Below are 26,665 nucleotides of genomic sequence, written 5' to 3'. Positions count from 1 at the left end.
TTTTTACGGAATATTGACGGGAATTAATAAATTAAATCCACTACTTCCTCGAGAGAAATGGCTCCAAAATATGTGTATAAATCAAATTGCGACAAAGTTTCATAAATGGCATCTCGCTCATACTTTGTATCCTGAAGTGCTTCCTGAAGATCCTCTACGTTCCCGGTACCAAAAAAGTCCCCGTAGATTTTCGTTTCCTGAATCACGCCTTTCTTGACGTTGAAACGAATGTCGAGCATCCCGGCATCAAACTTTTTGCTGCGGTGAATGTCAAAAGCAGGGGATTTACCATAATTCCAGTCCCAATTGCTATAACGCTCGCTGGATATTCTGTGTATTTCCTTCCAGTCCTCGTCGGTAAGATGATACTGTTCAATTTGTTCATCGCTGCCGAAAATATACCGCAGGATCAGCTGTTTGAATGCTTCCACAGACAATGGCTCGTCTAAAAATTCGTTGATGTTTCCTACGCGGCTTCGAATAGATTTAATCCCTTTCGAACGGATTTTTTCATCTTTTACATTCAATGCAGCAACGACATTTTCAATTTCCGAATCAAGCATAAGCGTGCCGTGACTGAACATTCTTCCTTTTGTGGCGAACTGGGCGTTTCCGGAAATTTTCTTTCCATTTGCCTGGAGGTCATTGCGCCCGGACATTTCGGCCGGCACGCCAATGTTATTTAAAGCATCGACGATCGGCTGAGTAAACTTTTGGAAATTTTGAAAGCTGTTGCCGTCGTCTTTGGTTAAAAAGCTGAAGTTTAAATTGCCAAGATCATGATAAACAGCACCGCCGCCGGAAAGGCGTCTGACGACCTGAATGTTGTGCTTCTCTACATAATCGGTGTTGATTTCTTCGATTGTATTCTGATTTTTTCCAATAATTATAGAAGGAGTGTTTACATAAAAAAGTAAATACATTTCGTCTTTGCCCAGATCCATATTCTTTAAAGCAAATTCTTCGATGGCCAAATTGATTCTTGGGTCATTGATACCTTCATTATCAATAAATTTCATTCGTAACCTCCTAAATGAGTGGTTCTGAACCGATGCTGGTGAAAAAATATCCTTTTATATTATGCCATAAATACTAATGAGAAAGCTAATGCTAACAGGGGGAAAGAAGGGAAGAGGTATACCAGCCTGGAAACAATCCCTAGTTAAACGATTTGTATTGTTGACTTTGTAAAAAGTACCCACTAAAATGTATGGTAAGCTAATAAACCTGATAAACTTACTAAGGATTTTAACGTCTTTTAAAATAAGATTTTCATTTTTTATGGAAACAGGTACAATATTAAAGTGAAAGGGATGGAAGCGCATGATAGTATACGATTCCCTGCAGACAAATGAATTGGAACACGTGAATAACGAAGTGCTGGAAGGAAAAAGTGCGCTTGAAGTTATCCGCTGGGCCTACGGCGAATATGGTGATGATTTAGTATATGCATGCAGTTTCGGAGCAGAAGGGATTGTATTGATTGATTTAATCAGCCAGGTGAAACCAGATGCAACCATCGCTTTTCTCGACACCCAGTTCCATTTTAAAGAAACGTATGATGTAATTGACTCCGTTCGTGAAAAGTATCCGGAGTTAAACATTAAAATGCTGAAGCCCGAACTGACGCCTGAACAACAGGCAGCCCAGGAAGGTGAGAGGCTTTGGGAAACAGACCCGGACCGCTGCTGCGGTATCCGGAAGCTGCAGCCGCTCGAAAATGAACTGAGCCAGTACGGGGCCTGGATGTCCGGCCTGCGGAGGTCGCAGTCACTTACCCGCCGCAACACGCAGTTTGTTAACGAGGATAAACGGTTTGAGTCCATTAAAATATGCCCTTTGATCCACTGGACGTGGGACGATGTCTGGGCCTATATCGAAGACAACAATCTTCCTTACAATGAGCTGCATGAGCAGAATTATCCAAGTATCGGATGTGTACAGTGCACTGCGAAAGTGCTCGAAGGTGAAGACCACCGCAGCGGCCGGTGGACAGGAAGCGGAAAAACAGAATGCGGCCTGCACCGCTGATGAATTAAGACGAAGAAGGGACGATGATCATGGCTTTAAGTACTCCACACGGTGGAAAACTAGTAAATCGTAAGGATTTGAACAAAGACGTTTCATCCATTCAAAAACAAATCGAGCTTGACGAGATTGCTTTGTCCGACCTCGAGCTGCTCTCCAACGGCGCGTTCAGTCCGCTTGAAGGCTTTATGAGCGAAGAGGACTACAGCTCGGTGGTTTCTTCGATGCGCCTGGCGGATGGCACGGTCTGGAGCATTCCGATCACTCTGCCGGTCACGAAGGAAAAAGCAGAGGAGTTGAAAGCTGGGGAGGAAGCCCGCCTGGTTTTTGACGGAGAAACGTACGGTACGATTGAACTTGAAGGATTCTACAGCCCGGATAAGAAGCGGGAAGCAAGAGAAGTATACCGCACCGAAGAAGAAGCGCATCCCGGCGTAAAGAAAATGTATGATCGTCCGGACACGTATGTTTCCGGTAAAGTTACGCTGGTAAAAGAAATCAGCCATGAGCAGTTTGAAAACTATTATCTGGATCCGGAAGAAACGCGCAGTGCTTTTGAAAGCCGCGGCTGGAACACGGTGGTCGGTTTTCAAACGAGAAATCCTGTCCACCGGGCGCACGAATATATTCAAAAGGCAGCACTTGAAACCGTAGACGGCCTGTTTTTAAACCCGCTTGTCGGGGCAACGAAATCAGATGACATTCCTGCTGATGTGCGTATGGAAAGCTATGAGACTATTCTCGACGAATACTACCCTGAAAACCGGACATTCCTCGCTGTATTTCCAGCCGCCATGCGCTACGCAGGACCTAGAGAAGCGATATTTCATGCCATGGTACGGAAAAATTACGGCTGCACCCACTTTATTGTCGGCCGTGACCATGCTGGTGTCGGTGACTATTATGGCACGTATGACGCCCAGGAAATTTTCTCCGACTTTACGTTTGAAGAACTTGGCATTCAGCTGCGCTTCTTTGAGCATTCCTTCTACTGCCTGAAATGTGAAAACATGGCGACGGCGAAAACGTGTCCGCACGATAAAGCTGATCATGTCATTCTTTCTGGTACGAAAGTGCGCGCTATGCTGACCAACGGCGAAATGCCTCCAAAAGAGTTCAGCCGTCCGGAAGTCGTGGAAGTACTGATTCGAGGTATGCAGCGCCAGCCTTCCAATTCATAAATGACAGGAGGAAAATGATGGGATCAAAATCCACAGATATCGTCTGGCATGACGCCTCGGTATCCAAAGAAGAACGCCAGGAAAAAAATAAACATCAAAGCTTTGTGCTCTGGTTTACCGGTCTTTCGGGCTCCGGTAAGTCCACGCTTGCAAATGCTGTCTCCCGGAAGCTTTTTGAACGGGGGAGCCACACTTACGTGCTCGACGGAGATAACGTACGCCATGGATTGAACAAAGACCTTGGCTTTTCTCCGGAGGACCGGACCGAAAATATCCGCCGTATCGGAGAAGTGGCAAAGCTGTTTGTTGACAGCGGCCAGATTGTCAGTACTGCTTTTATTTCTCCGTACCGGGAGGACCGCCATCAGGTGCGCCAACTGCTTCCGGAAGGGGAGTTTATCGAGGTATACGTGGAAGCGAGCCTTGAAGCTTGCGAAGAACGGGACCCGAAAGGCTTGTATAAAAAAGCGCGTTCCGGGGAAATTCCTTCCTTTACCGGTATTAATGCTCCGTATGAAGAACCGGAAAACCCGGAGCTTACGGTGAATACAGAACAAAAATCCATTGAAGAATCTGCTCAGGAAGTAGTAGATGCCCTAGTCAACTGGAAGCACATTGAAGAATAATAAAGAAACATAGGTAGAGGACGCGGGCTGTTAAGCCGTGTCCTTTTTTACCATTTGTAAAAGAGAAAGGAGGGGTTGGGTGGCAGATGGAAAAGTATTTCTAGTAGGAGCGGGCCCCGGCAATGAAGGACTTATTACCGTTCGCGGAGCAGAGTGCATCCGGAAGGCGGACGTCATCTTTTATGACAGGCTGGTCAACCCGCTTCTTCTGGAACAGGCTCCGATTGAAGCGGAACGTATATACTGTGGAAAACTGCCGCAGAAGCATATTCTGCGGCAGGAAGTAATTCAGAAAATGATGGTGGAAAAAAGCCGGGAGGGAAAACGGGTAGTGCGCCTCAAAGGCGGCGACCCCGGGGTATTTGGAAGAGTCGGGGAAGAGGCGGCTGTGATGGAGGAAAACAGTATTGAATACGAAATCGTCCCCGGCATTACTTCCGGTATTGCTGCTCCGCTTTATGCTGGCGTACCCGTAACTCACCGTGATTATTCAGGAAGCTTTGCAGCTATTACAGCTCATACAAAGAAAGAAACTGGAGAGCCGGATTTGAACTGGGAGCCGCTTGCTAAAAGCATCGATACGGTTGCTTTTTACATGGGGGTCAAGAATCTGCCATTTATTACGAAGAGGCTCATAGAAGCAGGAAAGCCGCCGGAAACTGCCGTAATGGTAGTTGAATGGGGAACATATTCAAAGCAGCGGACGGTCAAAGGCTCCCTGGCAGATATCAACGACGTGGTGCAGGCACACGCGATCGAAAACCCTTCAATCACGCTGGTCGGTAATGTCGTCAAAGCTGGGCCCGCTTCCACTTGGTTTGAAGGGCTCCCGCTGTTTGGACGTTACATGTGGCACGTACGTACAACCTCAGGTGCGAGCGGTTGGAGCAGCGAATGGAAAAGCCAGGGGGCAGAAGTGTATGAAGGCCCTGTATGGCAGGAAACCTTGCCGGAGCTTATCCACTTACAAAAGGACCTTTCCTATGATGAAATTGTATTTGAAACAGCCATTGATGTTGAAGCGTTTATGGCTCAGCTGAAGAATTGGCGTCTGGATTTGAGGCAGGTGGACTGTCATCTTGTGACCGTGACCCGGCGGGCAGAGGAGAAATGGAAGGCTTACGGTGTTTTTCCGGAATACCGTTCGAAAGAGGAATGGAAGCACGCAGAGGCTGTTCACGTTATTGGAAGTGAAGAATGGATAAAAGAAATCAACCACAGCAGTAGTGATATTGGGCACGTGTTAAGCAGCGTCTCTTCTTCAGATCATACACTTGAAAGGCTGCTCGCGGATAACGCCATCAATACAGTTATTTTTCCATGTAGAAAAGCTGTCACAGTGGCGGTGGAGAAAATAAATTCTCTGTACAATGGTGAAGCGGAACTATGGTGGTCGCAAAAAACGATTGTCTGCGTTGGGGAAGGTACAAAAGAACAAGCTGAGGGATATGGTCTTCGGGTGGATACGATAGCAGGAGCGTCATCTGAAGCAGTGAGCACTTCTATTCAAAAGTGCTTCAGTCCCATTCTGTAAGGAGGAACTATCATGAAAGCCATTTTGTTTGTCGGGCATGGAACGAGAGTCCCTGAAGGAAACGAGCAGGTAAAAGCCTTTACGAAAAAAGCGGGGGCTGCTTTCCCGGAATATGAGCAGAAAACATGCTTTCTGGAGCTTGCAGAGCCGGATATTGTCACGAGCGCTGTTGAATGCATTGAAAACGGGGCGGATACTCTGGCTGTTGTGCCAGTGCTTTTACTTTCAGCCGGCCATATTAAAAAAGATATCCCGGAGGAGCTCGGCAAGGTGCAGAAAATGCATCCGGAAGTAGCTATTCAATACGGAGAGCCTTTTGGAGTTCACGACCGCATCAATGACCTTCTCCTGGACCGCCTCCGTGTAAAAGGCTGGGAACCGGAGAAAGAAGCAGTAATTCTATTTGTAGGGAGAGGCGCAAAGGACCCCGGGGCAATAGAAGACTTTTACCAGATCGCCGGAGAGCTTGAAAAGCATACCGGCCGTTCGCGAGTGGAAACAGCTTTTCTTGCCGCTGCCGAGCCGGGTTTCCAAGAAAAAATGGAAGAACTGGCTGAAGGCGGGCGTCCCGTGTACGTTCTGCCATATTTAATGTTTGTCGGCCTGCTCATTAAAGAGATGGATGAAGCAGCAGCCCATTATAATCAAACTAAACCCGGCCATTTTACCAGATGCGACTTTTTAGGCTTTGATGAGCGTCTGCTTCCAGTGCTCGAATCCCGTGTCGCTGAAACGCTCGAAAAAGAAACAGGAATTCATGTCTGATTTTCTTCTTCCGTTGACTGTGAGTCTTGACAGGGTGGAAGCTGTGATTATTGGAGGCGGAAACGTAGCGGAACGAAAAGCCGGAAAGCTGTTAGAGGCAAAGGCTGTTGTCACAGTGGTGGCGCCGGAGCTCTCCAGAGAGCTGGAGAGGCTGTGGAAAGAAAACAGAATCACCTGGAAAGAGAAGACGGGCGGGCCCGAAGACTTGCGGACCGCCTGGCTGATTGTTTCCGCCTCCGGAGATAAAGCAGCTCAGCAGATGATTGCTGAGCACAAGCATCCCTGGCAGCTGGTAAACGGCGCCGACAACCCTTCTATCGGCAATGTGGCTTTTCCGGCTTCGTTTATGGAAGACGGGGTGCAGATCTCCGTTTCAAGCGGCAGCAATAAACCGGCAAGTGTAAAGGAGTGGAAGCATTATCTCCAGCGGGTTATAAAAAAACGCTGACCCCTTCAAGTGTAAAATAAAGAACAGCGGGTATACAGTAATGGTCACAGCATTTACAGAAAGAAGGTATACAATATGGATTACGTAACTTTAAACAATCAGCTGCAAATGCCACAGCTCGGTTTCGGTGTTTTTCAAGTAAGCGATGAGGAAGCTGAAAAAGCCGTTACACATGCGCTGAAATCTGGATATCGTTCAATTGATACGGCGATGATCTATCAAAATGAAGAGGGAGTCGGCCGTGCGATTAAAGCGAGCGGAATCCCGAGAGAAGAGCTTTTTATTACGACAAAGGTATGGAACTCTGATCATGGCTATGAAAACACGCTTAAGGCATTTGATGCGAGCCTCGAGCGTCTGGGACTCGATTATGTGGATTTATACCTGATCCATTGGCCGACGCCGGCAAATGATGATTACGTAGAAACGTATCAGGCGCTTGAGAAGCTGTATGAAGACGGCAAGGTAAAAGCGATCGGCGTGAGTAACTTTGAGGTGGAGCATCTGGAAAGAATTTTAAACGAGTGCACAGTGAAGCCTGTATTAAACCAGGTGGAATGCCATCCTTACCTGGCGCAGAACGAATTAAAAGATTACTGCAAAAAGAAAAATATTTATGTGGAAGCATGGAGCCCGATCATGCAGGGCGGAGAAGTGCTGAATGATGAACACATTCAAAATATCGCTGAGAAGCACGGAAAAAATCCTGCTCAAGTAGTGCTGCGCTGGCACCTGCAGAACGATACGATTATCATTCCAAAATCGGTGACGCCGGAACGAATTGAAAGCAACATCGATGTGTTTGACTTTGCGCTTGAGGATGAAGATATGGCGACTATTAATCGTCTGGATAAAGGAGCCCGTAAAGGACCAAGGCCAGCAGAAATCAATTAAACCCTCCAATAATCTTCCGGTCAAAAACGGCCGGAGGATTTTTTAAAATGAACATATCGTATACAAGCAGCTGCAGAAGCTGAGATCAGGTCTTTCAACCAAAGGTGGGTGTTTATGTTTTCCGTTCCTTCTATGAAGCTTAAACTCTTGAATGCGGTCGCCCTGGCAGTAGTCATTGCCGTAAACGGGCTTGCCAACGCCCTGCCACTAAACGGCCAGACTACTGGCAGCATCTCGGACAGCCTCAACGTACTATTCACCCCTGCCGGATACGTCTTTTCGATATGGGGAATTATTTATCTGCTCCTGATTTTGTGGGTGCTGCGTGCTTTTTTCGCAAAACCGACGGAAGAGCATATATATGCAGGCATCGGCTATATGTTTATCCTGTCATGCGTATTTAACGTGCTGTGGCTGTTCTTATTTCATTATGAAATATTTTACGGCACCATGGCAGCTATTCTGGGCCTGTGGGTCAGCCTGGGTGTTATCTATATGAAAATTAAAACGAGTCCGCGCCGGGGGCTCCTGCTGGTGCCAATCAGTGTATATTTTGGCTGGGTTACGGTCGCTTCTATTACAAACATCGGAGTTGTGCTTACAGCGAGTGGCATACGCAGCTGGATCATTGACGGCAGCTGGTGGACTGCTCTTGCGATCGCCGCAGCGTCTGCTGCCGTGATTTTGTTTTATAGAAAAATGGGTGACGTTTTATATACATTGGTATTTGTATGGGCGTTTACCGGTGTTTTTGTACAGCGCTGGCAGGAAGTGAACCTGGCAGCATGGACAGCGGCAGCGGCTGCATTGCTTCTGTTTGTTCAGCTGTTTTTCCGTTCTGGAAGTAATTTCACTTATTTGCCACTATATTGGGTGATTAACAACAAAAGAGGAAGGGAAAACAGAACTTGATTACAGAGTTGGAAATTCGTATAGATTCGGAGGTTTCCGGAAGCCTTTCAATACGAAATGGAAGTCCAGCGGTATTGCTGGACTTTTTGATTGAAGCCGGAAGTACTTAATTTTGAGGTGATTAGGGTGGAAAACAAACTTTACGATATAGCAGGAATTGGGCTCGGGCCGTTTAATCTTGGCATGGCCGCCCTGCTTGAGCCAGTGGACGGTATAGAAGCCGTGTTTTTAGATGAAAAAGATGAATTTGCCTGGCATCCTGGAATGCTGCTCGAAGGCACCGTGCTGAACTCTTCCTTTCTTGCTGACTTGGTGACTTTTGCTGATCCTACGAGCCGTTTTACAATGTTAAACTATTTGCACAAGCATAACCGCATGTTTCAGTTCTTTTTTAACAAGCAGCTAAAAGTTCCGAGAAGAGAATATGATTCTTACGGAAAATGGGTGGCTGCCCAGCTCCCGTATTGTCTGTTCGGCCAGCGGGTGCTTGAGGTTGCTGACAGCAGCTGGGATGGAGCTTCCTGCTACAGGATTATGACGGAAAATACGAACAGCGGCGAGAAGGAATATTTTTACACGAAAAATGTGGCAGTGGGCACAGGAGCAGCGCCAATGCTTCCTCCTAATATTGAAAGGCAGCAGAGTGATGACATATATCATGCGGCCGAGTATTCCTTTCGTAAAGAGGAGCTGAAGAGCGGAGACGAGGTGACGGTGGTTGGCTCCGGCCAGAGTGCGGCGGAGATTTTCCATGACCTCCTGCAGGACCAGAAGCATTTTCATTACAAGCTCAACTGGTTTACCCGCTCCCCACAGTTTTTCCAGGCTGAGGACGCAAAGGTTGCCCGCGAGATTTTCTCCACGGATTTTGTCGAATATTTCCGTTCACTTGATATTAAAACAAGGCTCGAAACACTGCCTGAGCTTGATCATGCAAGAAAGGGCATTGAGCAGCCCACGCTTGAAAAAATATACGATCTTCTTTATCATCGTTCTATCGAACGTGAAGATCCAAACGTTGTACTTCAGGCTGCCACTGAGCTGTCAGATATTCAGTCAGTGGAGGGAGGCTATCAGCTGAAGCTCCGTCAATGGCAGCAGGATAAAACGTTCCGCTGTTTTTCGGATAAAGTCGTGCTTGCCACCGGCTTTCAGCCGAGCGTCCCGGAATGGATTCAGGAATACGGCGAGCTCGTGGAAAAGGAAGACGAGGACCATTATATGATTGATGATTATTATCGTCTTCAGTTCAAGGACGGGCGTGACAATCATATATACATGCTCACAAATATTGATCATTCACACGGCACGGCTGCGACGAACCTATCTTTATCCGTCGTAAGAAATCAAACCATCATCAATAACCTGTGCGGCTTCGAGCGCTATCCGGTGCAGAAGGATACGGTATTTCAGCGTTTTTCAGCAAAAGAAGAATAAGGAAATGGACGTCTCTGCTGGGTAGGGGCGTTTTTTTCCGCAGGGAGAGAGACAAATGGCGAAAAAGAAATGGTATGTAGTATGGAGAGGAAAAAAACCGGGAATTTACAGTACCTGGGCTGAATGTGAAAAGCAGGTCAAGGGCTTCAAGGGAGCAAAGTTTAAGTCGTTTCCTTCGTATGAAGAAGCAGAGGCGGCTTTTAACAATTCTACTCTAAAACCTGAAGCTGAAAACGGCAGTTACATAACAGAGAGTATTTCTGTAGACGCCGGTTCCCATGGCAACCCGGGGCCGGTAGAATACCGGGGTGTCTACACGAAAACAGAAGAGATTGTGTTTGCCCATCCCGGGTTTAAAAAGGGCACAAACAATATGGCGGAATTCCTTGGGATCGTGCATGCCCTTCAGTATTTAAAGGAACAAAAAAGCGCTATGCCTGTATATTCGGATTCGGCGACAGCCATCGGCTGGGTCGAAAAGAAAAAAGCAAATTCGACGCTGGTGGAAGATGCCGACAGCCGGGAAATCTGGGAAGAGATCCGCCGGGCGGAAAACTGGCTGAAGGAGCATACGTGGGACAACCCGATTTATAAATGGGATACAAATAACTGGGGTGAAATTAAAGCGGATTATCAGCGCAAGTAAAGAAAGAAGGGGAATTATGAAACTGAGTATACTTGACCAATCCATCATGCCTTATGGAGAAACGCCGGAAAACACATTAGCCTGGACCGGGGAGTATGCCAGGATTGCTGAAGAACTCGGATACCACCGATTCTGGGTCTCTGAGCATCACGGCACAAAGCATATAGCCGGAAGTGCTCCGGAAGTATTAATTGCCCATCTGGCCGCCCGCACCACACGTATGAAAATTGGATCGGGTGCAGTGCTGCTTCCGCACTATAGCGCGTTTAAAGTGGCTGAAGTATTTGAAGTGCTGGCTTCTCTGTACAAAGACCGTATTGACCTGGGCCTCGGCAGGGCGCCGGGAGCTATGCCAAACGTTACCCGGGCCTTACATGAAGGGGGATCAAGAAATGCCGCCAGGTATCCCGGCCAGCTGAAAGAACTGCTTACTTTTTTGTCCCCGGAAGGAAATAAATACGAAGGGCTGTACGACTATGCTCCGGTGACGCCACGTGCTGAGGTGAAGCCGGCAGTCTGGATTCTCGGCTCCAGCCGGGACAGCGCTAAAACAGCGGCGGAAAACGGACTGCCGTTCTGCTTTGCCCACTTTATTAATCCAGATGAAGGCTTTCAGGCAGCGGATTACTACCATGAGCATTTTCAGCCGTCAGACATCTGTCCTGCTCCCTATTTTATGCTGGCGGTCTGGGCCCTTGCAGCAGAGTCCGAACAGCAGGCGGAAGAATGGAGGGCTGTGGGGGATTACGTTTCTTCAGTAACCGCTAAGGGCCTCGGTCTGCTCGGTATACCCTCGTATGAAATGATTAAAGACGTTACGTACATGGATGAAGAAAAAGATATGTTTCAAAAAAACCGGTACCACAACGCGGTCGGAACGACAGACCAGGTGGAAGAAAAGCTTAAATGGCTTGAAAAAGCTTATGGCGCTGAAGAAATTATGACTGTGGGATTTACCCCGTCATTTGAAGAAAAGGCTGCTTCAATGAGAAGAATTGCCAACCGGTTTAAAATAAGCAGCCGCCAGGTTTAGAATGAGCTGGGACTTGGGTAAACTTAATTGTGTGACCAAAGATTATATCCAGGAAAGGTGATGTATGATGAGTAAAATAGCCGTAGTCCTTACAGATCTTTTTGAGGATGTGGAATTCACAGACCCGAAAGAAGCATTCGAAAAAGAAGGTCATGAACTGACCGTAATCGAAAATGAAAAAGGCAAAACAGTTACCGGTAAACAGGGAGAAGCGAAGGTAACCGTTGACGCTTCTATTGAAGATGTGAAGCCGGAAGATTTTGATGCACTTTTTATTCCGGGAGGATTTTCTCCGGATCAGCTTCGTGGCGATCAGCGTTTCGTAGATTTTGCCAAATACTTTATGGATCATGATAAGCCCGTATTTGCGATCTGCCACGGTCCACAGCTGCTTATTACAGCAAAAGCACTGGAAGGCCGTAACGCCACAGGCTTCAAATCCATTCAGACGGACATGGAATACGCGAAGGCAAAGCTTCATGATGAAGAAGTAGTCGTATGCAACAACCTGGTTACAAGCCGTGAGCCTGATGATATCCCGGCCTTTAACCGTGAATCCTTGAAACAACTAGCAAATTAAGCGAAAAGGCCTGCTGGAAAGCTGGCCTTTTCTTATTGAATGAAATTACCGGAGGAAGGTCCGGGGTGAGCACATTGACAGAAAATCGTATGAAGAAATGTTATAATCAGCGGTACTTGAGAGATTGGGGTGAATAACATGGCAGAAGAACAAAACATGAAGCTTGCCACCTTTGCCGGAGGGTGTTTTTGGTGTATGGTAGGTCCCTTTGAACAGCAGGAAGGAGTCTACGATATTATGTCGGGATATACCGGCGGGCATACAGAAAACCCGACGTACCGGGAAGTATGTTCAGAAACTACCGGGCACGTAGAAGCTATCCAGATGAAATACGACCCATCGGTGGTGTCGTATGAACGGCTGCTCGAAATATTTTGGCGCCAGATTGACCCTACAGATCCGGGTGGTCAGTTTAATGACCGCGGGGAATCGTACACGACAAATATTTTTTACCACGATGAAGAACAACACCGGCTGGCAGAAGCTTCAAAGCAGGAGCTTGATGAGAACGGTCCGTTTGAAAAACCTGTGGTAACAAGAATCAGGGAAGCCGGGGTGTTTTATCCGGCCGAGGAATATCATCAGGATTATCATCATAAAAATCGTTTTCATTATATGATGTACCGGAAGGGCTCCGGCCGTGAAGGATTTATAAACAATTACTGGAGTGAGCAGAATGAGCACCAATAAAAAATACAGTACAGAAGAACTGAAGCAGCGTTTAACCCCAATGCAGTATGAAGTGACTCAAAACGATGCCACTGAGCGTCCGTTTGAAAATGAATACTGGAATCATAAAGAAGAAGGTCTGTATGTAGACGTTGTCTCCGGAGAGCCTCTGTTTAGTTCAAAGGATAAATTTGACTCCAACTGTGGTTGGCCAAGCTTTACCATGCCTTTAAAGGAAAGTGAAGTTAAAGAAAACTTTGATGATTCTTTAGGGATGAGAAGAACAGAAGTCCGCAGCGATGAAGCAGATTCCCACCTTGGGCACGTATTTCCGGATGGCCCTGAACCAACAGGCTTACGGTATTGTATCAATTCGGCTGCTCTTAAATTTATCCCGGTCAATGAGCTTGAAGAGCAGGGTTACAGTGAATATCTGTACCTGTTCAAATAAAAAAGAGGTTTTTTCAGCCTGAAAAAGGGTAAAATATACTTTGGAAGGTTACAACTATGAGAAAACATCAATTGCACTAAACAGACGACAGGAGGAATTTATTCATGGAACGCGTAAGAGAAAACGATCCTAAAGTACAGGAATTAATCGATGGACTTAACGTCGACTTAGCACACGAATATGCAGCAGCTATTATGTATACAAACTACGCAGCTGTGGTTTCCGGCATTCACACACCTATGCTCAGACCATTGTTTGAAGATGAAATCGGTGACGAGCAGGGCCACGCTCAATACATTGCTTCCAAAATTCGTACGCTTGGCGGCACGCCGACTACAAAACCTGCTGATATTAAGCAGACGTTCCAGGTTCGCGAAATGCTTGAAGCTGCCCGTGATTCTGAAGCAGACACAATTGAGCGCTATACTAAACGTGCCCAGCAGGCAGAAGAACTGAACATGATCGAGCTTCAAAACAAACTTGAAGACCTCATTTCTGATGAGACCGGTCATAAAGAAGAAATTGAACGCATTCTTGAAGGCTCCGATCTGTAAAATAGAGTATAAAAAAGCCGCCGGGAGGCGGTTTTTTTATGTTAGGGATATACAGTAGCCGCCACTAATGACGGAATTTTCAAAAAATAATTAGATTATATAAGGATGGCATGAAAATACCCGGATGACTGCCATTCCTGCAGCGATTTTAGTTGGCTCGTTTTTTAGTGGCCGGACGGACGTATACTTCTTTGGATTTCTTTTCATCAAGCTTGCGGTCTATGGAATCAAGTGCCTGCTTGTTGCTTTTGAGTTCATTTTTGTTTGCTTCCATTAAGTCATCAAATGAAAGTCTCTGTGGTTTTCTCATGCCAACATCTTCCTTTCCTTCTGTTATACTCCTGCTGACCACTAGTTTACCCTATATCACGCGTTTGACAACCCATTAAATTTTGAAAATATGGTGAAAAGTACATTCTTTTTCCGAAAGGTAGATTTTTTTTGATAAGATAAAGTAAAAAAGAATAAATTCATGTAAAATGTGGTATAGGTATTAATATATGTAGAGCCGAAAGGATGGATAGTGATGGCAGAGGAAAATGGAAACACAGCACTTAAAATTGGTTTAATCCTTGGGGGCGTTGTCTCCGTTATTGTATTACTCAGCACCCGTAAAACCCGTTCTCCTATTGTTGGCGGCACGAAGCAGACAGCTTCCACATTGAATGACACGTCGCAGTTTCTTTCAGAAAATAGAGAATCGATTATTTCCACGTTAAGGGAAACCTCGAATTATTATTCGGAGCTGCTTCAGTCGGCAAGCACAGATATCCAGGAGATCGTCAACCGGGTGAACAGTTTAAAAGAAACTCTGATGAAAGCAAAAACAACCACGCTTGAAACTACGGGTGAATTAAAAGAATTAAAAGAAGAAAGTACAGCGATCGAAAGCAGTTCTTCTAACAGTAATGCAGGCCAGCTGCAGCAAGCTGAAGATACGCATTCTTCTTCATAATAAAGGGCAGGTTCTTTCATTTGAACCTGCTTTTTTTAGTGGTTTGAAATTATTACTGCATTTGACGTTTACCTTGGCCTTACGAAGGAAATACATCATATAGAATGATAATAGAACAGTTAACACAGTCACGGAAAGGGGCAACAGACAATGGGAATTACAAACAATTTAAAGCAGTTAAAAAATAAAGAGGATGAATACGGTTTTGTTTCCTTTTATTTGAACACAGATATTGGCGAAGGCGGACAGCCTAGCGAAGAATGGAAAATTAAATACAAAAAGGCTGTCAATGGCTTAAAGCAATATGCAGATAAGAGCGAAACGAAAGATGAAAAAAACGCGATCAAAAAAATTACCGATGATATTGAAAAATACATTGAAGATCACCGCGATGAATTGCAGAAAAGTATTATCATTTTCGCTTCTGGTGACGGCTCCACCTGGGAATCGGACATTTTCCAGGTGCCGGTGGAAACAGAAGTTATGTGGGAACCAACACCGCAGACCGAGCAGCTGGAAAAGCTCGAGAAAACTTTCCCGCCAACTGCAATTCTTCTTACGAACAAACAGGACGTTTATCTGATCGATACTTCCATGGGTGTAATCCGCGAAGAAATGCAGTTCCACTGGGATGTGGACAGCGAGGACTGGCAGGAATACAAAGGTACAGCATCAGCTGACCGTACTGCCGCAGGCTCCACCCAGGTGGACAAAGTGCAAAAGCGCTTTGAAGAAAACCGCCACCGCTGGTACAAGAGCCTTGCGCCTGTCATCAACAAACAGATGAAAAATCGCGGTCTTGATACGGCGTACATTATCGGTGATAAAGAATACGCTAAAGATTTGGAAGAAAACATGGGTGAAAGAGTGAAAGAAGTCATTAATAAAAACTTGATTTCTACGCCGACGCATGAAATCTTAAACGAAATCTATCCTGAAAACGTGCGCTAAACAGTATGACTGCAGCAGCTGCTATTATAGCAGCTGCTTTTTTCATGAATAAATCACCCCGGGGTCTTTGGGTCTCTGCACAAAATCCCTCAGTTTTTGATATAATACCTTTTGTTTGGAAATAGGCTTGGATTTAGATAAGATACAACACGAAGGATACTATTGAAGAGGTGAGCAGGATGAAGTTTTCGATGACCGACGGCGGATTTCAAACAAAAACAGACTACGGAGAACTCTCTGTGTCCGGGGAGGAAGAGTATGGCTTCCGTCCTTTTCAGCTTATGACTTCTTCGATTGCTGTATGCAGCGGAGGAGTGCTGCGGAAAATTATGAACAAACGGCATCAGACAGTGCATGATATCCAAATTGAAGCGGAAGTGGAAAGGGATGAAAAGCAGGCAAATAAAATAACTGCTGTTCATCTGCACTTTACCGTAAAGGCAGAAAACGTAACGGAAGCCCAAATGGAAAAGAATATGGAATGGACAAAGAAAAACTGTTCGATGGTTCAGTCAGTAAAAGACAGCATTGCGATTACAGAAACATTCGAACTTCTTTCCAACTAGCAGTGCGGAAGGTCTTGGAAGAGAATTGGAGAGAAAAGTATGGCAAACGCCGGACGTAACCAGTTAGATTTCACGGAAGGCAGTATCATGAAAAAAATGGTGATATTCGCCTTTCCAATTTTCATTGGGAATCTGCTTCAAAGCTCCTACCAAATCGTAGACAGCCTGTGGGTCGGTAATTTAATCGGAGCAGAGGCCCTGGGGGCAGTTTCCCTGGCGTCCACCATTTTGTTTTCTGTGCTGTCTTTTATTATAGGCATTAACAGTGCAACATTAACAGTGCTTTCCCAGAGGGTCGGGGCTGACGATGATGAGGGCTTAAAACGGTCCCTGAATGCTTTTGTCTCGGTTTTAGGAACGCTTGCAATTATTCTTGGAGCGATAGGTTTTTTTGCAGCGCCCACCGTTTTAACGTGGATGGGGACGCCGCCGGACATCCTGGAAAGTGCAGTCATATACTTACGCATTAATTTTATTGGTATTGTCTTTTTGTTTGGCTATAATTTTATAGGCACTGTCCTGCGTGCGGTCGGCGACAGCAAGACACCGCTGCGCTTCATCATGCTCGCTGTAGGGCTGAATATTTTCCTCGATCCGCTGTTTATTTCGGGTTTTGATATGGGGATCCAGGGAGCAGCAATTGCGACGGTTATTTCCCAGGGGAGCGCATTTGTGTTCGGAATCGTTTACATGATTCTCGTGAAGGGCCTGCCGTTTGCTGTGCCGAGCATCCCGGAGAAAGCAGAATTCCAGCGCATTATGAAGCTCGGACTTCCGGCGGGCCTATCAATGATGGCGATCTCTGGAGGCCAGCTTGCGATTATGACAGTGGTCACCTCGTTTGGCGCCGTGGTGCTCTCCGGGTACGGGGCAGCCCAGCGGCTGGACAGTCTGATTATGCTTCCGGCTACCACGCTTGGTTCTGCCATCACAAGTATGGCAGGGCAGAATATTGGGGCTAACCGCTGGGACCGGATCAGCTCTATTGCGAAGAATGCATTGATTTTAATTTTAATAGTCTCGATTACCATGAGCACAGCCGTCTTTTTACTGGCCGAGTTTTTAATGGGGCTGTTTGTAAATGACGAAGCGACCATTCAGTATGGTAAAACGTACCTGCAGATTGTCGCATTCTTTTACCCGTTTTTAGGAATAAATTTCGTGTTGAACGGTATTGTACGCAGTTCCGGGGCTATGATCCAAGTACTTGCCCTCAATATCATTTCCTTCTGGGTGCTGCGTTTTCCACTTGCATGGTTCTTCTCCGAAAGAATAGGGGAAAACGGCATCGCACTTGGTATAGGCGCCAGCTTTGTGATCAGCGCTGTGATTTCGGCTAGCTATTATATATTTGGCGGCTGGAACCGTATTGATATATTTAAAGAAGAAAAGAAAAAAGGGGGAGCGTCATGAGCACGCCAATACACGATAAAAACCAGCAGCTTCAGTATATTAAACAGCGTCTGCATCTGCTTTCAACGATGGTGGACAATATTGATCCTGAAGAAGGCTCCGAATCAGAAATGAAGAGACTCGAAGAAATGGTGGAGCAGCTGCGGATTAAATGCCGCCAGTTTCAGCCGGATTGGAAGGATTACTAATGCCCGATGTTTATTTTATCCGCCACGGGGAATCAGAAGGAAACTACGCCCAAGTGCTGCAGGGATCGATGGATTATCCATTAACCCGGCATGGCCAAACGCAGGCAGAAGCGCTGGGCAGTTACTTTCGCGAGGTTCAGTTCGACGCTGTAATTGCAAGTGATTTAATGAGGGCATCTGGCACTGCAGCGGCCCTGGCAGACTTTCAGCAGGTGGACATATCCACCGATGAGCGGCTTCGTGAAGTACATTTAGGCGTGCTCGAGGGAAAAGCAAGAGAGGTTATTCAAAACGAATTTCCGGACCTCATTGGACGAGACCTTTTAACCGCCGAAGTGGAAGGGGCGGAAACAAAAAACGACCTGACAGCACGGTGTGCCTGGTTATATCATAAGCTGACAGAAGAATGGAAAGAGAAGGACCAGGTTGCAGTTGTTTCGCACGGGGGCTTCATTACCATCTTTTTTATGTATTTATTGGCCAAAGACAACTGGGTATCGCTCCAGCGTTCCATGCGTATCGACAATACAGGAGTATCCCGGATTCACTTTCGAAAAGACCGTGCTTCTATTCAATACATCAACCGGATCACACATTTGGAATGACATGAAAAAGCAGGAGCCGCAGCTCCTGCTTTTAAACGTTTAGCCGTTGTATTCGATCGGACCGTTTGGACCGAGCGGAATGCCGGTGAGCATCCATACGACAAGCAGCAGGGACCAGAACAGAAGAAATGCGACGGAATATGGAAGCATAACTGCTATCAGGGACCCGATGCGCATGTTTTTGTCATACTGCTGGGCAAACGCGATAATAATCGCAAAATAAGTCATCAGTGGTGTAATAATATTGGTGGAGGAATCTGCTACGCGGTACGCCATCTGCGTTAGTTCCGGCGAATAGCCAAGCTGCATCATGATAGGAACGAAGACAGGAGCGAGGATTGCCCATTTCGCAGAGGCACTTCCGATAAACAGGTTAATAAAACCGACAATTAATACGAATACTAAAATTAAAGGAATACCGGTAAGATTAATAGACTGTAAAAAGTCTGCGCCGTACACAGCCATGAATGTACCCAGGTTGGTTTCTTCAAAATAAGCAACAAACTGTCCGGCTGTGAACGCGAGCAGAATGAACATGCCCATACTTGCCATCGTGTCAGAAAGCTGATTAGCGACGTCCGTATCGTTTCTGATGTTTTTTGTCACAATACCGTATACAAGCCCGGGAATGAAAAAGGCTATAATGATTACGACAACGAGGGAGTCCATAAACGGCGATTGAACGACGGCTCCTCCTTCACCGCGGAGCGGAGCATTAGGCGGAACAATGAGCAGTGCAAGCAGGATAATAGTTAAAAGCGCTGACCCCATTGACCATAAAATTCCTTTCTTTTCTGTCCCGGACAGGGACGTAAGGTTTTCCCGGTATTCGCCTTTATACTCCCCAAGCCGGGGCTCGACGACGAACTGACTCACGAATGTGCCGATAATAGCCAAAAAGAAAGTAGATACAATAATAAAGTAGTAATTCATCGCCAGGTTCATCTGTTCAGCATACGCCGGATCGATGGTGGAAGCCGCCTGGATGGTCAATTCACCGAGCAGGACATCGGTACCGGAAAGCAATAGGTTGGCGCTGAAGCCCGCCGAAACCCCGGCGAAGGCGGCAGCAAGACCTGCTAGTGGGTGCCGGCCGAGTGCGGCGAAGAGGATAGCGCCGAGCGGTGGCAGCACCACATAACCGGCATCCGAAGCTACACTTGACATGATCCCGGCAAAAACGAGGCCGAAGGTAATTAAGGACTTAGGAATGGATAGGATAAATCCGCGAAGAAGCACACTGATTAATCCAGTACGCTCAGCGATGCCAATACCGATCATGGTAGCAAGCACCACTCCGAGCGGGGCAAAGTTAATAAAGTTGTCCACCATGCTGGTGAATATGTATTCAATTCCACTAGATGAAAGCAGATTGGTTACCTGGACTGTTTCTCCCTCTTCCCCGGGAGACTCCACCTGCAGGCCGGCAGCAGAAAGGATGGAAGATAATACCAATACAAGCGCGGCTAGAATGGCGAACAGAGTAACCGGATGGGGAAGCTTATTCCCAACTCGTTCAATCCAATTCAGCGACCGCTGCAGCATGGTCGACTTTGGTGCAGAAGAGCTCATAATTTCCCTCCTAATTCGTTTAAAAATGACGAAAGTATCATAAGTACACAAAGCTTATTGTAATGAATGAAAACAAAGGAAGAAAGCCATTTCGTCGAGAATAGGAAAATAGAACGGAAAAAATAAATAACAATTTATTGGAAATTAATGCTTTTCTCCTAAAAAAAGAAAATATTGCAGAATCCCAAGTGCATCGGGGAGCAGGTCGCGTGAACATGGGTAAACGTGATAAAATAACAAAGCTTCATGAAAGGACGTAATTACTGTGCAGCAGATAATAAGGCAGATCCCGTCCGTATATGATGTTCAGCTGATGCTGAAACGGATGGCACTCGATCCGCTGTATAATGTAGATATTGATCAAAGACAAGTGAAGCTGCCTCTGCCAGGTGAGAGGCAGCTTGATACAGTAACCCTTGGATTTGTTGAGCATCAATCGAAGACGTATGTATATATAGAGGCTCCGGAGAGCAGAGAACAGGAGGCTGTGAATAAAATTGAACGTATTTTTCGCTTTCATCAGCCCCTGGAGCAGGCAGCCGGACATTTTCAGGGAACGGAATTAGAGCCGCTGTTCCGCAGGTTCTACGGGGCGCCGCTCACGTGTGACTTTGATTTATACGGCTGTCTTATAAAAACGATTATTCATCAGCAATTGAATATGGCTTTTGCCTATACACTTTCAACAAGATTCGCCCAGACGTACGGGGTGTTTAAAGACGGAGTATGGTTTTATCCTGGTCCCGAAGTAACGGCCGCGATACATCCAGACGAACTTCGCCGCCTGCAGTTCAGCCAAAGGAAAGCAGAGTACGTCGTAGATGTCTCTAAGAGTATAGTTCAGGGGACGCTTGATATAGATTCTCTTCAGAAAAAGACCGATGAGGACGTCATAAAAGAGCTCACGCAGCACCGTGGTATAGGCTCCTGGACGGCAGAATGCTTTTTGTTATTTGGGCTCGGAAGGGAAAACCTGATGCCTGCTGCTGATATCGGTGTGCAAAACGGTTTAAAGAAGCTGCTTGGGCTTGAAGCCAAACCGTCTAAGACAGAAATCACAGAATGGGCCAGACGGTGGAGCCCCTACAACAGCTATGCAAGTATTTATTTATGGCTTCATATGGAAATACCAGATAAAGGAGAAGATATGCGTGCGCGTGCCAAAAAATGAAAAGTTTGAACAACGTCAACCGCTTCAGGAGGGTCAGGAATTTCCGCTGACCATTAAACGAATAGGCATTAACGGAGAAGGAATTGGGTATTTTAAACGCCAGGCCGTATTCGTTGAAGGTGCCCTTCCAGGCGAAGTAATCGTTGGACAGGTAGAGGAAGTGAAGAGAAATCGTGCGATCGCAAGCATAAAATATATTCGTGAAGCTTCACCGAGCCGCCAAAAAGCTCCCTGTCCGGTGTACAAAATTTGTGGCGGCTGCCAGCTGCAGCACGCTGAATACGGCGAGCAGCTGTGGATGAAGCAGGATTTGGTGCTGCAGTCATTTGAACGTTACGCCCCCACGGTACCCGAGATCCGTGAAACGATCGGCATGGAAAATCCGTGGAGATATAGAAACAAAAGCCAGTGGCAGACGGGAGAAGGAAAAAAAGGGCGAGTGGAAGCGGGTTTGTACTCGAGTGATTCCAACCAGCTGGTGGATCTCACTAATGTCGGCTGTATGGTGGAAAAATCGATTTTAAATAAGATTACTAAGGCAATTACCGTATTTATGAAGAATGAAGAGGTGCCTGTTCACACAAGTAACCAAAAAGGGGTAAAAACCATCGTCGTGCGGGCAAATGAACAAAAAAGCGAGGTTCAGGTCACGCTTGTAACGTCTTCGGTGGACCTGCCGGAGCAGGAAGAGCTGGTAGATTTCCTCCGTTCTTCGTTCGCAGAAATAAAATCAATTCATCATCATGTGCAGAATGAAAGCAGTCCGACTGTTTTTGGTGGTACGACCAAACGCCTCTGGGGAAAAGACACGATCAAATATAACATGCAGGATTTCTCGTTTCATCTATCGCCGGAAGCATTCTTCCAGCTGAACTCCGAGCAGGCTTCCACCCTTTATGACGAAGCGAAAAAGGCAGCGAAGCTGACGGGCCGGGAAAAAGTGGTCGATGCTTACTGTGGCAGCGGCACTATTGGTCTATGGATGTCCCCGGACGCCAGGGAAGTACGTGGAATGGACATGATTAAAGCAAGTATTCAGGACGCCAACAAAAATGCCAAACAGGCAGGAGCTTCCCACGCCAGGTTCTACCACGGAAAGGCAGAAGAGATGATGCTGCAGTGGCAGAAGGAAAACTGGCGTCCGGATGTAATAGTCGCAGATCCGCCGCGCACAGGCTGTGGGGAGGCACTGTTAAATACGATTGGAAAAGTAAAGCCTAAACGCTTCGTATACGTTTCCTGTAACCCGTCCACCCTGGCCAAGGATGCCGCTTACCTGAAAAAAGCAGGATACCATCCAGAATATGCCCAGCCGGTGGACATGTTCCCTCAGACCTCCCAGGTGGAAGCAGTGGTGCCGTTTGTATACAAACCGGAGAAAAAAGGAAAAAAATAAACATGAGTGGTGAACAGCAATGTGCTTGTATTGGCTCGGTATCAGCCTGATTGTCTCTATTATTCTTACCATTTTGGCCAATCTGCTGCTCTACCTTTTTTTATAAAGCAGGAAAGGAGAGCGGAAATTTATGTTTGAAAAACAGCTTTGGCAGCATGCTGCCAGTTCCTTAAACGAGTTTGCCGATTTTATTAGTGAAGCACTCAAAGGTCCGGTCACCATAGAGGATGCGACACACCGTCTGCTTGCCTACAGCGGCCATCCACAGGTTACTGACGGAGCACGAACGGCAACGATCATGGGGCGGCGGGTGCCGGAAGAAGTGATTCACCGTTTGTGGAACGAGGGAGTAATTCCAAGTCTTCATCAACAGAACGAACCGATCTCCATTTCTGCTATTGATGAAATAGGACTGGGGACAAGGATGGCCGTAGCCGTTAAAGAGAAGCAGACGGTGATAGGCTATATTTGGGTGGTAGAGGGCGACACGCCGTTTTCAGAGGAGGCGAAGGAGGACCTGCATTCGGCAGCTGTTGTCTGCGGTCAGCGTTTTCGGCAGCAGCTCCATCCAAGAAATCCGGCGCAGCAGGATCAACAGGAATATTTTTGGCGCCTGCTGACAGGAGACGAAACAGACGAACAGGCGGTAGAACACCAAATACTACGCTTTTTTCCGGGCAGGGCCCAGCAGTTTTCCATCGTAGTTATAGAATTTTCGGAACGGCTTGAGCACAATGCCTGGGAGCAGCTGAATTACCTGCTTACCATCTCCCAGCAGGTCAAAGTAATGCTTAAAACATATGACCAGCACCAGGCTATCCTTATGCTGTACGGACTTGAAAGCAGAAACATAGAAGCCACTATTTCTGCTTTCTTACGCCAAATGCACAGGGTATGGCAGGAACGGTATGGAGATACGCTTATGGCCATCGCGGCATCTGAAATTTGTCATCGTTATACAGAAGTGGCGGGCGGATACAGCCAGGCGTTAACCATGCTTGATTTAAAAAAACAGGTTCGCCAGCTTCCATCCCACTATTATTTTTTGCACGAAGCGGGTTACTATCGATTTTTTCCTGTACTTTTGCAAAGATGGGACGAAGAAACGTTTACCCATCCTTCCTTAAAGAACTTATTTGATTATGATGCAGAAAATGAGACAGAGCTTTTAAGCACGCTTTACATTTATCTTAGTGAAGACTGCAATGTCAATGCAGCTGCCAAAATACTTCATGTGCACCCGAATACATTGTCTTATCGTTTGAAAAGAATGCAGGCGATTGCGGGGATAAGGCTCAATACGGCCCATGAAAAATGGACACTGCTGCTGGAACTGGAGTTGTTGAAAGAAAAACAAACAAGCCAGTTGTGAAAAATCACAAATAGACAATGGGAATATTATTTTGTTCCGCCAATGCTTATGACCAGGAAACACGCTATACTAATAGAAAAGGTATTAGAGGAGGCGATGGATCGTGATAATAGGGGTTCCCAAAGAAATAAAAAACAATGAAAACCGGGTAGCCATTACGCCCGCCGGTGTTGTGCATTTAACACAAGCTGGCCATCAAATACATGTTGAAAACCATGCGGGAGAAGGAAGCGGGTTTTCAAATGAAGAATATGAAGCAGCTGGGGCGAAAATTATCACTGAGGCTGCAGACGTATGGCAACAGGCAGAGATGATACTAAAAGTGAAAGAACCACTAGCTTCAGAATATCCATTTTTCCGCGAAGACCTGATTTTATTTACGTATCTGCATCTGGCAGCTGAACCTGAATTGGTCAAAGCATTGACTGAAAGCGGGGTTACTGCAGTGGCATACGAGACAGTTGAGGAGAATCATACGCTTCCGCTTTTAACACCAATGAGCGAAGTAGCAGGGCGGATGGCAGCCCAGGTAGGCGCACAATTTCTGGAAAGTGTACATGGAGGAAAGGGCGTTTTGCTTTCGGGAGTACCGGGAGTAAAAAAAGCGAATGTAACAGTTATCGGCGGGGGCGTTGTCGGTACGAATGCAGCCCGTATCGCTCACGGGCTTGGGGCCAATGTAACTATCATCGACTTGAGCCCCTCCAGGCTCCGGCAGATTGATGAAGATTTCGGCGGCCAGATTCAGACACTGAGCAGCAACCCCCTGAACCTGGCAGAAGAAGTGAAGCGTTCAGACCTGGTCATTGGAGCTGTGCTTATCCCCGGAGCTAAAGCGCCAAAGCTGGTAACAGAAGAAATGGTAAAAAGCATGGATAGGGGCTCTGTACTGATCGATGTCGCGATCGATCAGGGAGGTATCATTGAAACGGCAGACCAGGTGACGACGCACGACCAGCCCACCTATGAAAAACATGGAGTAGTGCACTACGCTGTGGCAAATATGCCGGGAGCAGTCCCGAGAACATCAACGATCGCTTTAACAAATGTCACTATTCCCTATGCGCTCCAGATCGCAAATCTGGGCGCGGCAAAGGCCCTTTCAAATAACCCAACGCTTGGCAAAGGGCTGAACACCGCGAAGGGAAAGGTTACGTACCAGGCAGTAGCAGAGGATTTAGGTTATCCTTACGCCTCATTAGACGAAATACTTCCGATGTTGTAAAATATGGAGCGGGGGCCCGGCATGGGCACCCCGTTTTCTTTTAGAAAAATAACTGCAGCAGAGTCACCAGGGAGCTGCTGTCCATAGGAAGGGAGGGGGAGTGCGATGATTTCCTGTGCCGGTATCGATGCTGATGGAAATACAGTAAATAATATTACATTGGATGAATTTAAAAAGTACGAGTGGAAATGGTATTGGATTGACTATTCCTCTCCCTCGACGGAGGAAACCAATACACTGGATTCAGTGTTTCACTTTCATCCTCTGGCTATCGAGGACTGTTATACAGAACGTCAGCGTCCAAAGCATGATACCTATGATGGCTACAGTTTTTTTGTTCTTCATGCCCTTGATAAAGAAACGCTTGGAGCTGAAGAGATCTGTATGTTTCTTGGCCCCAATTTTGTCGTTACATATCATGAAGCCCCGTCTTCGGCAGTGAACTATTCCTGGAAAAAGCTGCGGGCCGAAGGGGCAGAGCTGAATCCGGATGATGTCAGCTACCACATTATTGATAAAATGACGGATGAGTATTTTCCGGTGCTAGAACAAATTGAAGACCGCCTGAACGAGATCGAGGAAAGCAACTCGGAGCTTTCCTATGGTAAGCTGATAGAAGAAGTATTCGATTTAAGGTCAGACTTGCTGAGACTGCGCCGAACCATCGTTCCTATGAGAGATCTGGTCTACCGCGTACTGTTTGTGGAACGTCTGAACCTAATTACCGAACAGCGGGAATACTACCGGGATATTTACGATCATCTGCTTAAGGTGACAGAAATGATCGAATCCAATCGGGCAATGACTTCAGATATGAGGGATAATTTCCAAACGATGGCTTCAAACCGAATGAATGCTATTATGATGACCCTCACGATTGTATCGACCATTTTTATCCCGCTGACTTTTATCGCGGGGCTTTATGGCATGAATTTTGTTTATATGCCGGAGCTTGAATACAGGTACGGATATTTTATAGCGCTCGGGGTAATGTTCCTGATAGCAGTAGTGCTGCTGGGCTTGTTTAAACGAAATGGATGGTTTAAGATTTTTAAATAGAAGAGTAGAAAGGGGCGTTCGGATTGTCCTACCGGTTATATAAAGCACATTTTAAGCATCCAATGCATGAAGAGGATTTGATTGTTTATTACGACAAGGATCAATCAACCTTCTGTTTTGCGACAAAAGATATCGAAGAACAATCCCCGGAAATATGTAAGTTTCAGTATCCAGCGGATTCACTGCACGATGTGAAGCTTTTCATTGAAAAGCTGGGTGTTGACGCCCAAACGCTGACGTTTCGGCATTATCTTCTGCATTAATAAGCAAATCCCCCGATGCAAAATGAACTGACCCAAAGAAATGAGACAAGAAAAAACACCTATGCGGCCGCCGTCCGGAATTCCACCGGACTGTGGTCGTTTAATTTGGTAAATGGTCGTATGTAATTGTAATAATACATGTACGAATCGACTTTTTCGACTATAATAGAA

31 protein-coding genes are annotated in these 26,665 nt (G+C 46.4%); 27 read left to right on the top strand and 4 right to left on the bottom strand.

The genetic code is table 11. From position 1 onward, the window contains the following. Positions 1–23 precede the first annotated feature (23 nt). Positions 24–1,019, bottom strand: coding sequence for a lipoate--protein ligase (locus tag CHL76_RS14965; protein WP_094909008.1), 996 nt, complete (start codon positions 1,017–1,019; stop codon positions 24–26). A 304-nt stretch (positions 1,020–1,323) separates the two neighbouring features. Between CHL76_RS14965 and CHL76_RS14960 the strand changes: the two genes are divergently transcribed. The 15 genes from CHL76_RS14960 to CHL76_RS14890 all read left to right on the top strand — a co-directional run bounded on the left by CHL76_RS14960 (position 1,324) and on the right by CHL76_RS14890 (position 13,758). Continuing rightward, positions 1,324–2,031 carry a phosphoadenylyl-sulfate reductase gene (locus CHL76_RS14960; protein WP_094909007.1) on the top strand — a complete coding sequence of 236 codons (708 nt, stop codon included), beginning with the start codon at positions 1,324–1,326 and terminating at the stop codon, positions 2,029–2,031. Between the two features lie 29 nt (positions 2,032–2,060). Then, positions 2,061–3,209, top strand: a complete 1,149-nt coding sequence (gene sat, locus CHL76_RS14955; protein WP_079474316.1) for a sulfate adenylyltransferase — start codon at positions 2,061–2,063, stop codon at positions 3,207–3,209. A gap of 14 nt (positions 3,210–3,223) precedes the next feature. Further along, positions 3,224–3,835, top strand: coding sequence for an adenylyl-sulfate kinase (gene cysC, locus CHL76_RS14950; protein WP_094909006.1), 612 nt, complete (start codon positions 3,224–3,226; stop codon positions 3,833–3,835). Positions 3,836–3,914: 79 nt separating this feature from the next. After that, on the top strand, positions 3,915–5,369 hold the full coding sequence (gene cobA, locus CHL76_RS14945) for a uroporphyrinogen-III C-methyltransferase (protein ID WP_158219198.1): 1,455 nt from the start codon (positions 3,915–3,917) through the stop codon (positions 5,367–5,369). A gap of 12 nt (positions 5,370–5,381) precedes the next feature. Further along, a complete protein-coding gene (locus CHL76_RS14940) occupies positions 5,382–6,134 on the top strand; it encodes a sirohydrochlorin chelatase (RefSeq protein ID WP_079474319.1) in 753 nt (250 codons plus the stop codon). Then, positions 6,127–6,582, top strand: coding sequence for a precorrin-2 dehydrogenase/sirohydrochlorin ferrochelatase family protein (locus CHL76_RS14935; protein ID WP_158219197.1), 456 nt, complete (start codon positions 6,127–6,129; stop codon positions 6,580–6,582). Before CHL76_RS14940 ends, CHL76_RS14935 begins: the two co-directional genes overlap by 8 nt. 75 nt (positions 6,583–6,657) lie before the next feature. Further along, entirely contained in the window at positions 6,658–7,476 is an 819-nt protein-coding gene (locus tag CHL76_RS14930; RefSeq protein WP_079474321.1) for an aldo/keto reductase, read from the top strand. A 132-nt stretch (positions 7,477–7,608) separates the two neighbouring features. Further along, positions 7,609–8,388 (top strand): TspO/MBR family protein, encoded by a 780-nt coding sequence (locus CHL76_RS14925; RefSeq protein WP_147041522.1) that lies wholly within the window; start codon positions 7,609–7,611, stop codon positions 8,386–8,388. 126 nt (positions 8,389–8,514) lie between these two features. Continuing rightward, a complete protein-coding gene (locus CHL76_RS14920) occupies positions 8,515–9,825 on the top strand; it encodes a lysine N(6)-hydroxylase/L-ornithine N(5)-oxygenase family protein (RefSeq protein WP_233133485.1) in 1,311 nt (436 codons plus the stop codon). Positions 9,826–9,880: 55 nt separating this feature from the next. Further along, positions 9,881–10,471 (top strand): ribonuclease H1 domain-containing protein, encoded by a 591-nt coding sequence (locus CHL76_RS14915; protein ID WP_094909003.1) that lies wholly within the window; start codon positions 9,881–9,883, stop codon positions 10,469–10,471. Between the two features lie 16 nt (positions 10,472–10,487). Next, complete coding sequence (locus tag CHL76_RS14910) at positions 10,488–11,504, top strand: LLM class flavin-dependent oxidoreductase (RefSeq protein ID WP_079474324.1); 1,017 nt, start codon at positions 10,488–10,490, stop codon at positions 11,502–11,504. Positions 11,505–11,568: 64 nt separating this feature from the next. Continuing rightward, on the top strand, positions 11,569–12,084 hold the full coding sequence (locus tag CHL76_RS14905; protein WP_079474325.1) for a type 1 glutamine amidotransferase domain-containing protein: 516 nt from the start codon (positions 11,569–11,571) through the stop codon (positions 12,082–12,084). A 138-nt stretch (positions 12,085–12,222) separates the two neighbouring features. Beyond that, positions 12,223–12,774 carry a peptide-methionine (S)-S-oxide reductase MsrA gene (msrA, locus tag CHL76_RS17435; RefSeq protein ID WP_079474326.1) on the top strand — a complete coding sequence of 184 codons (552 nt, stop codon included), beginning with the start codon at positions 12,223–12,225 and terminating at the stop codon, positions 12,772–12,774. Then, entirely contained in the window at positions 12,761–13,204 is a 444-nt protein-coding gene (gene msrB / locus CHL76_RS17430; protein ID WP_027847418.1) for a peptide-methionine (R)-S-oxide reductase MsrB, read from the top strand. Before msrA ends, msrB begins: the two co-directional genes overlap by 14 nt. 104 nt (positions 13,205–13,308) lie before the next feature. Beyond that, complete coding sequence (locus CHL76_RS14890; protein WP_079474327.1) at positions 13,309–13,758, top strand: ferritin-like domain-containing protein; 450 nt, start codon at positions 13,309–13,311, stop codon at positions 13,756–13,758. Between the two features lie 148 nt (positions 13,759–13,906). On the opposite strand, the gene CHL76_RS16865 is transcribed toward CHL76_RS14890, so the two are convergent. Beyond that, on the bottom strand, positions 13,907–14,068 hold the full coding sequence (locus CHL76_RS16865) for an FbpB family small basic protein (protein ID WP_143745382.1): 162 nt from the start codon (positions 14,066–14,068) through the stop codon (positions 13,907–13,909). A 216-nt stretch (positions 14,069–14,284) separates the two neighbouring features. Between CHL76_RS16865 and CHL76_RS14885 the strand changes: the two genes are divergently transcribed. The 6 genes from CHL76_RS14885 (at position 14,285) to CHL76_RS14860 (ending at position 18,436) form a co-directional block, all read left to right on the top strand. After that, the gene (locus CHL76_RS14885) at positions 14,285–14,713 is read left to right on the top strand and encodes a hypothetical protein (RefSeq protein ID WP_079474328.1); all 429 of its coding nucleotides are present in this window, start codon (positions 14,285–14,287) and stop codon (positions 14,711–14,713) included. 150 nt (positions 14,714–14,863) lie between these two features. Continuing rightward, complete coding sequence (locus tag CHL76_RS14880) at positions 14,864–15,664, top strand: VLRF1 family aeRF1-type release factor (protein WP_079474329.1); 801 nt, start codon at positions 14,864–14,866, stop codon at positions 15,662–15,664. Positions 15,665–15,843: 179 nt separating this feature from the next. Beyond that, positions 15,844–16,230 carry an OsmC family protein gene (locus CHL76_RS14875; protein ID WP_079474330.1) on the top strand — a complete coding sequence of 129 codons (387 nt, stop codon included), beginning with the start codon at positions 15,844–15,846 and terminating at the stop codon, positions 16,228–16,230. A 39-nt stretch (positions 16,231–16,269) separates the two neighbouring features. After that, positions 16,270–17,643 (top strand): MATE family efflux transporter, encoded by a 1,374-nt coding sequence (locus CHL76_RS14870; RefSeq protein WP_094909002.1) that lies wholly within the window; start codon positions 16,270–16,272, stop codon positions 17,641–17,643. Continuing rightward, entirely contained in the window at positions 17,640–17,831 is a 192-nt protein-coding gene (locus CHL76_RS14865) for an SE1561 family protein (RefSeq protein ID WP_094909001.1), read from the top strand. Before CHL76_RS14870 ends, CHL76_RS14865 begins: the two co-directional genes overlap by 4 nt. Beyond that, positions 17,831–18,436: a histidine phosphatase family protein gene (locus tag CHL76_RS14860; RefSeq protein ID WP_158219196.1), complete on the top strand. Its 606-nt coding sequence runs from the start codon at positions 17,831–17,833 to the stop codon at positions 18,434–18,436. Before CHL76_RS14865 ends, CHL76_RS14860 begins: the two co-directional genes overlap by 1 nt. 39 nt (positions 18,437–18,475) lie before the next feature. On the opposite strand, the gene CHL76_RS14855 is transcribed toward CHL76_RS14860, so the two are convergent. Next, positions 18,476–20,008: an AbgT family transporter gene (locus tag CHL76_RS14855; protein ID WP_079474334.1), complete on the bottom strand. Its 1,533-nt coding sequence runs from the start codon at positions 20,006–20,008 to the stop codon at positions 18,476–18,478. 265 nt (positions 20,009–20,273) lie between these two features. Here CHL76_RS14855 and CHL76_RS14850 point away from each other — a divergent pair, with 265 nt between their 5' ends. The 6 genes from CHL76_RS14850 (at position 20,274) to CHL76_RS14825 (ending at position 26,494) form a co-directional block, all read left to right on the top strand. Next, entirely contained in the window at positions 20,274–21,179 is a 906-nt protein-coding gene (locus CHL76_RS14850; RefSeq protein WP_233133484.1) for a DNA-3-methyladenine glycosylase family protein, read from the top strand. Next, positions 21,166–22,575: a 23S rRNA (uracil(1939)-C(5))-methyltransferase RlmD gene (gene rlmD, locus CHL76_RS14845; protein ID WP_233133486.1), complete on the top strand. Its 1,410-nt coding sequence runs from the start codon at positions 21,166–21,168 to the stop codon at positions 22,573–22,575. The genes CHL76_RS14850 and rlmD overlap by 14 nt, the downstream gene beginning before the upstream one ends. 130 nt (positions 22,576–22,705) lie before the next feature. Then, positions 22,706–23,947 carry a PucR family transcriptional regulator gene (locus CHL76_RS14840; RefSeq protein ID WP_094908998.1) on the top strand — a complete coding sequence of 414 codons (1,242 nt, stop codon included), beginning with the start codon at positions 22,706–22,708 and terminating at the stop codon, positions 23,945–23,947. A gap of 103 nt (positions 23,948–24,050) precedes the next feature. Then, positions 24,051–25,172, top strand: a complete 1,122-nt coding sequence (ald, locus tag CHL76_RS14835; RefSeq protein ID WP_094908997.1) for an alanine dehydrogenase — start codon at positions 24,051–24,053, stop codon at positions 25,170–25,172. A 105-nt stretch (positions 25,173–25,277) separates the two neighbouring features. Further along, complete coding sequence (gene corA, locus CHL76_RS14830) at positions 25,278–26,231, top strand: magnesium/cobalt transporter CorA (RefSeq protein ID WP_079474339.1); 954 nt, start codon at positions 25,278–25,280, stop codon at positions 26,229–26,231. Between the two features lie 23 nt (positions 26,232–26,254). Beyond that, a complete protein-coding gene (locus CHL76_RS14825; protein WP_022795051.1) occupies positions 26,255–26,494 on the top strand; it encodes a hypothetical protein in 240 nt (79 codons plus the stop codon). A 59-nt stretch (positions 26,495–26,553) separates the two neighbouring features. On the opposite strand, the gene CHL76_RS14820 is transcribed toward CHL76_RS14825, so the two are convergent. After that, positions 26,554–26,665: IS3 family transposase (locus CHL76_RS14820; RefSeq protein WP_143747475.1), on the bottom strand; the 112-nt coding region annotated here is incomplete at its 5' end.

Origin of the sequence: Marinococcus halophilus (genome assembly GCF_002265875.1) — a bacterium.
GTDB lineage: Bacteria > Bacillota > Bacilli > Bacillales > Marinococcaceae > Marinococcus > Marinococcus halophilus.
Note: the sequence above shows the minus strand (reverse complement) of the source record. Positions and strands in the feature narration are given on the sequence as shown.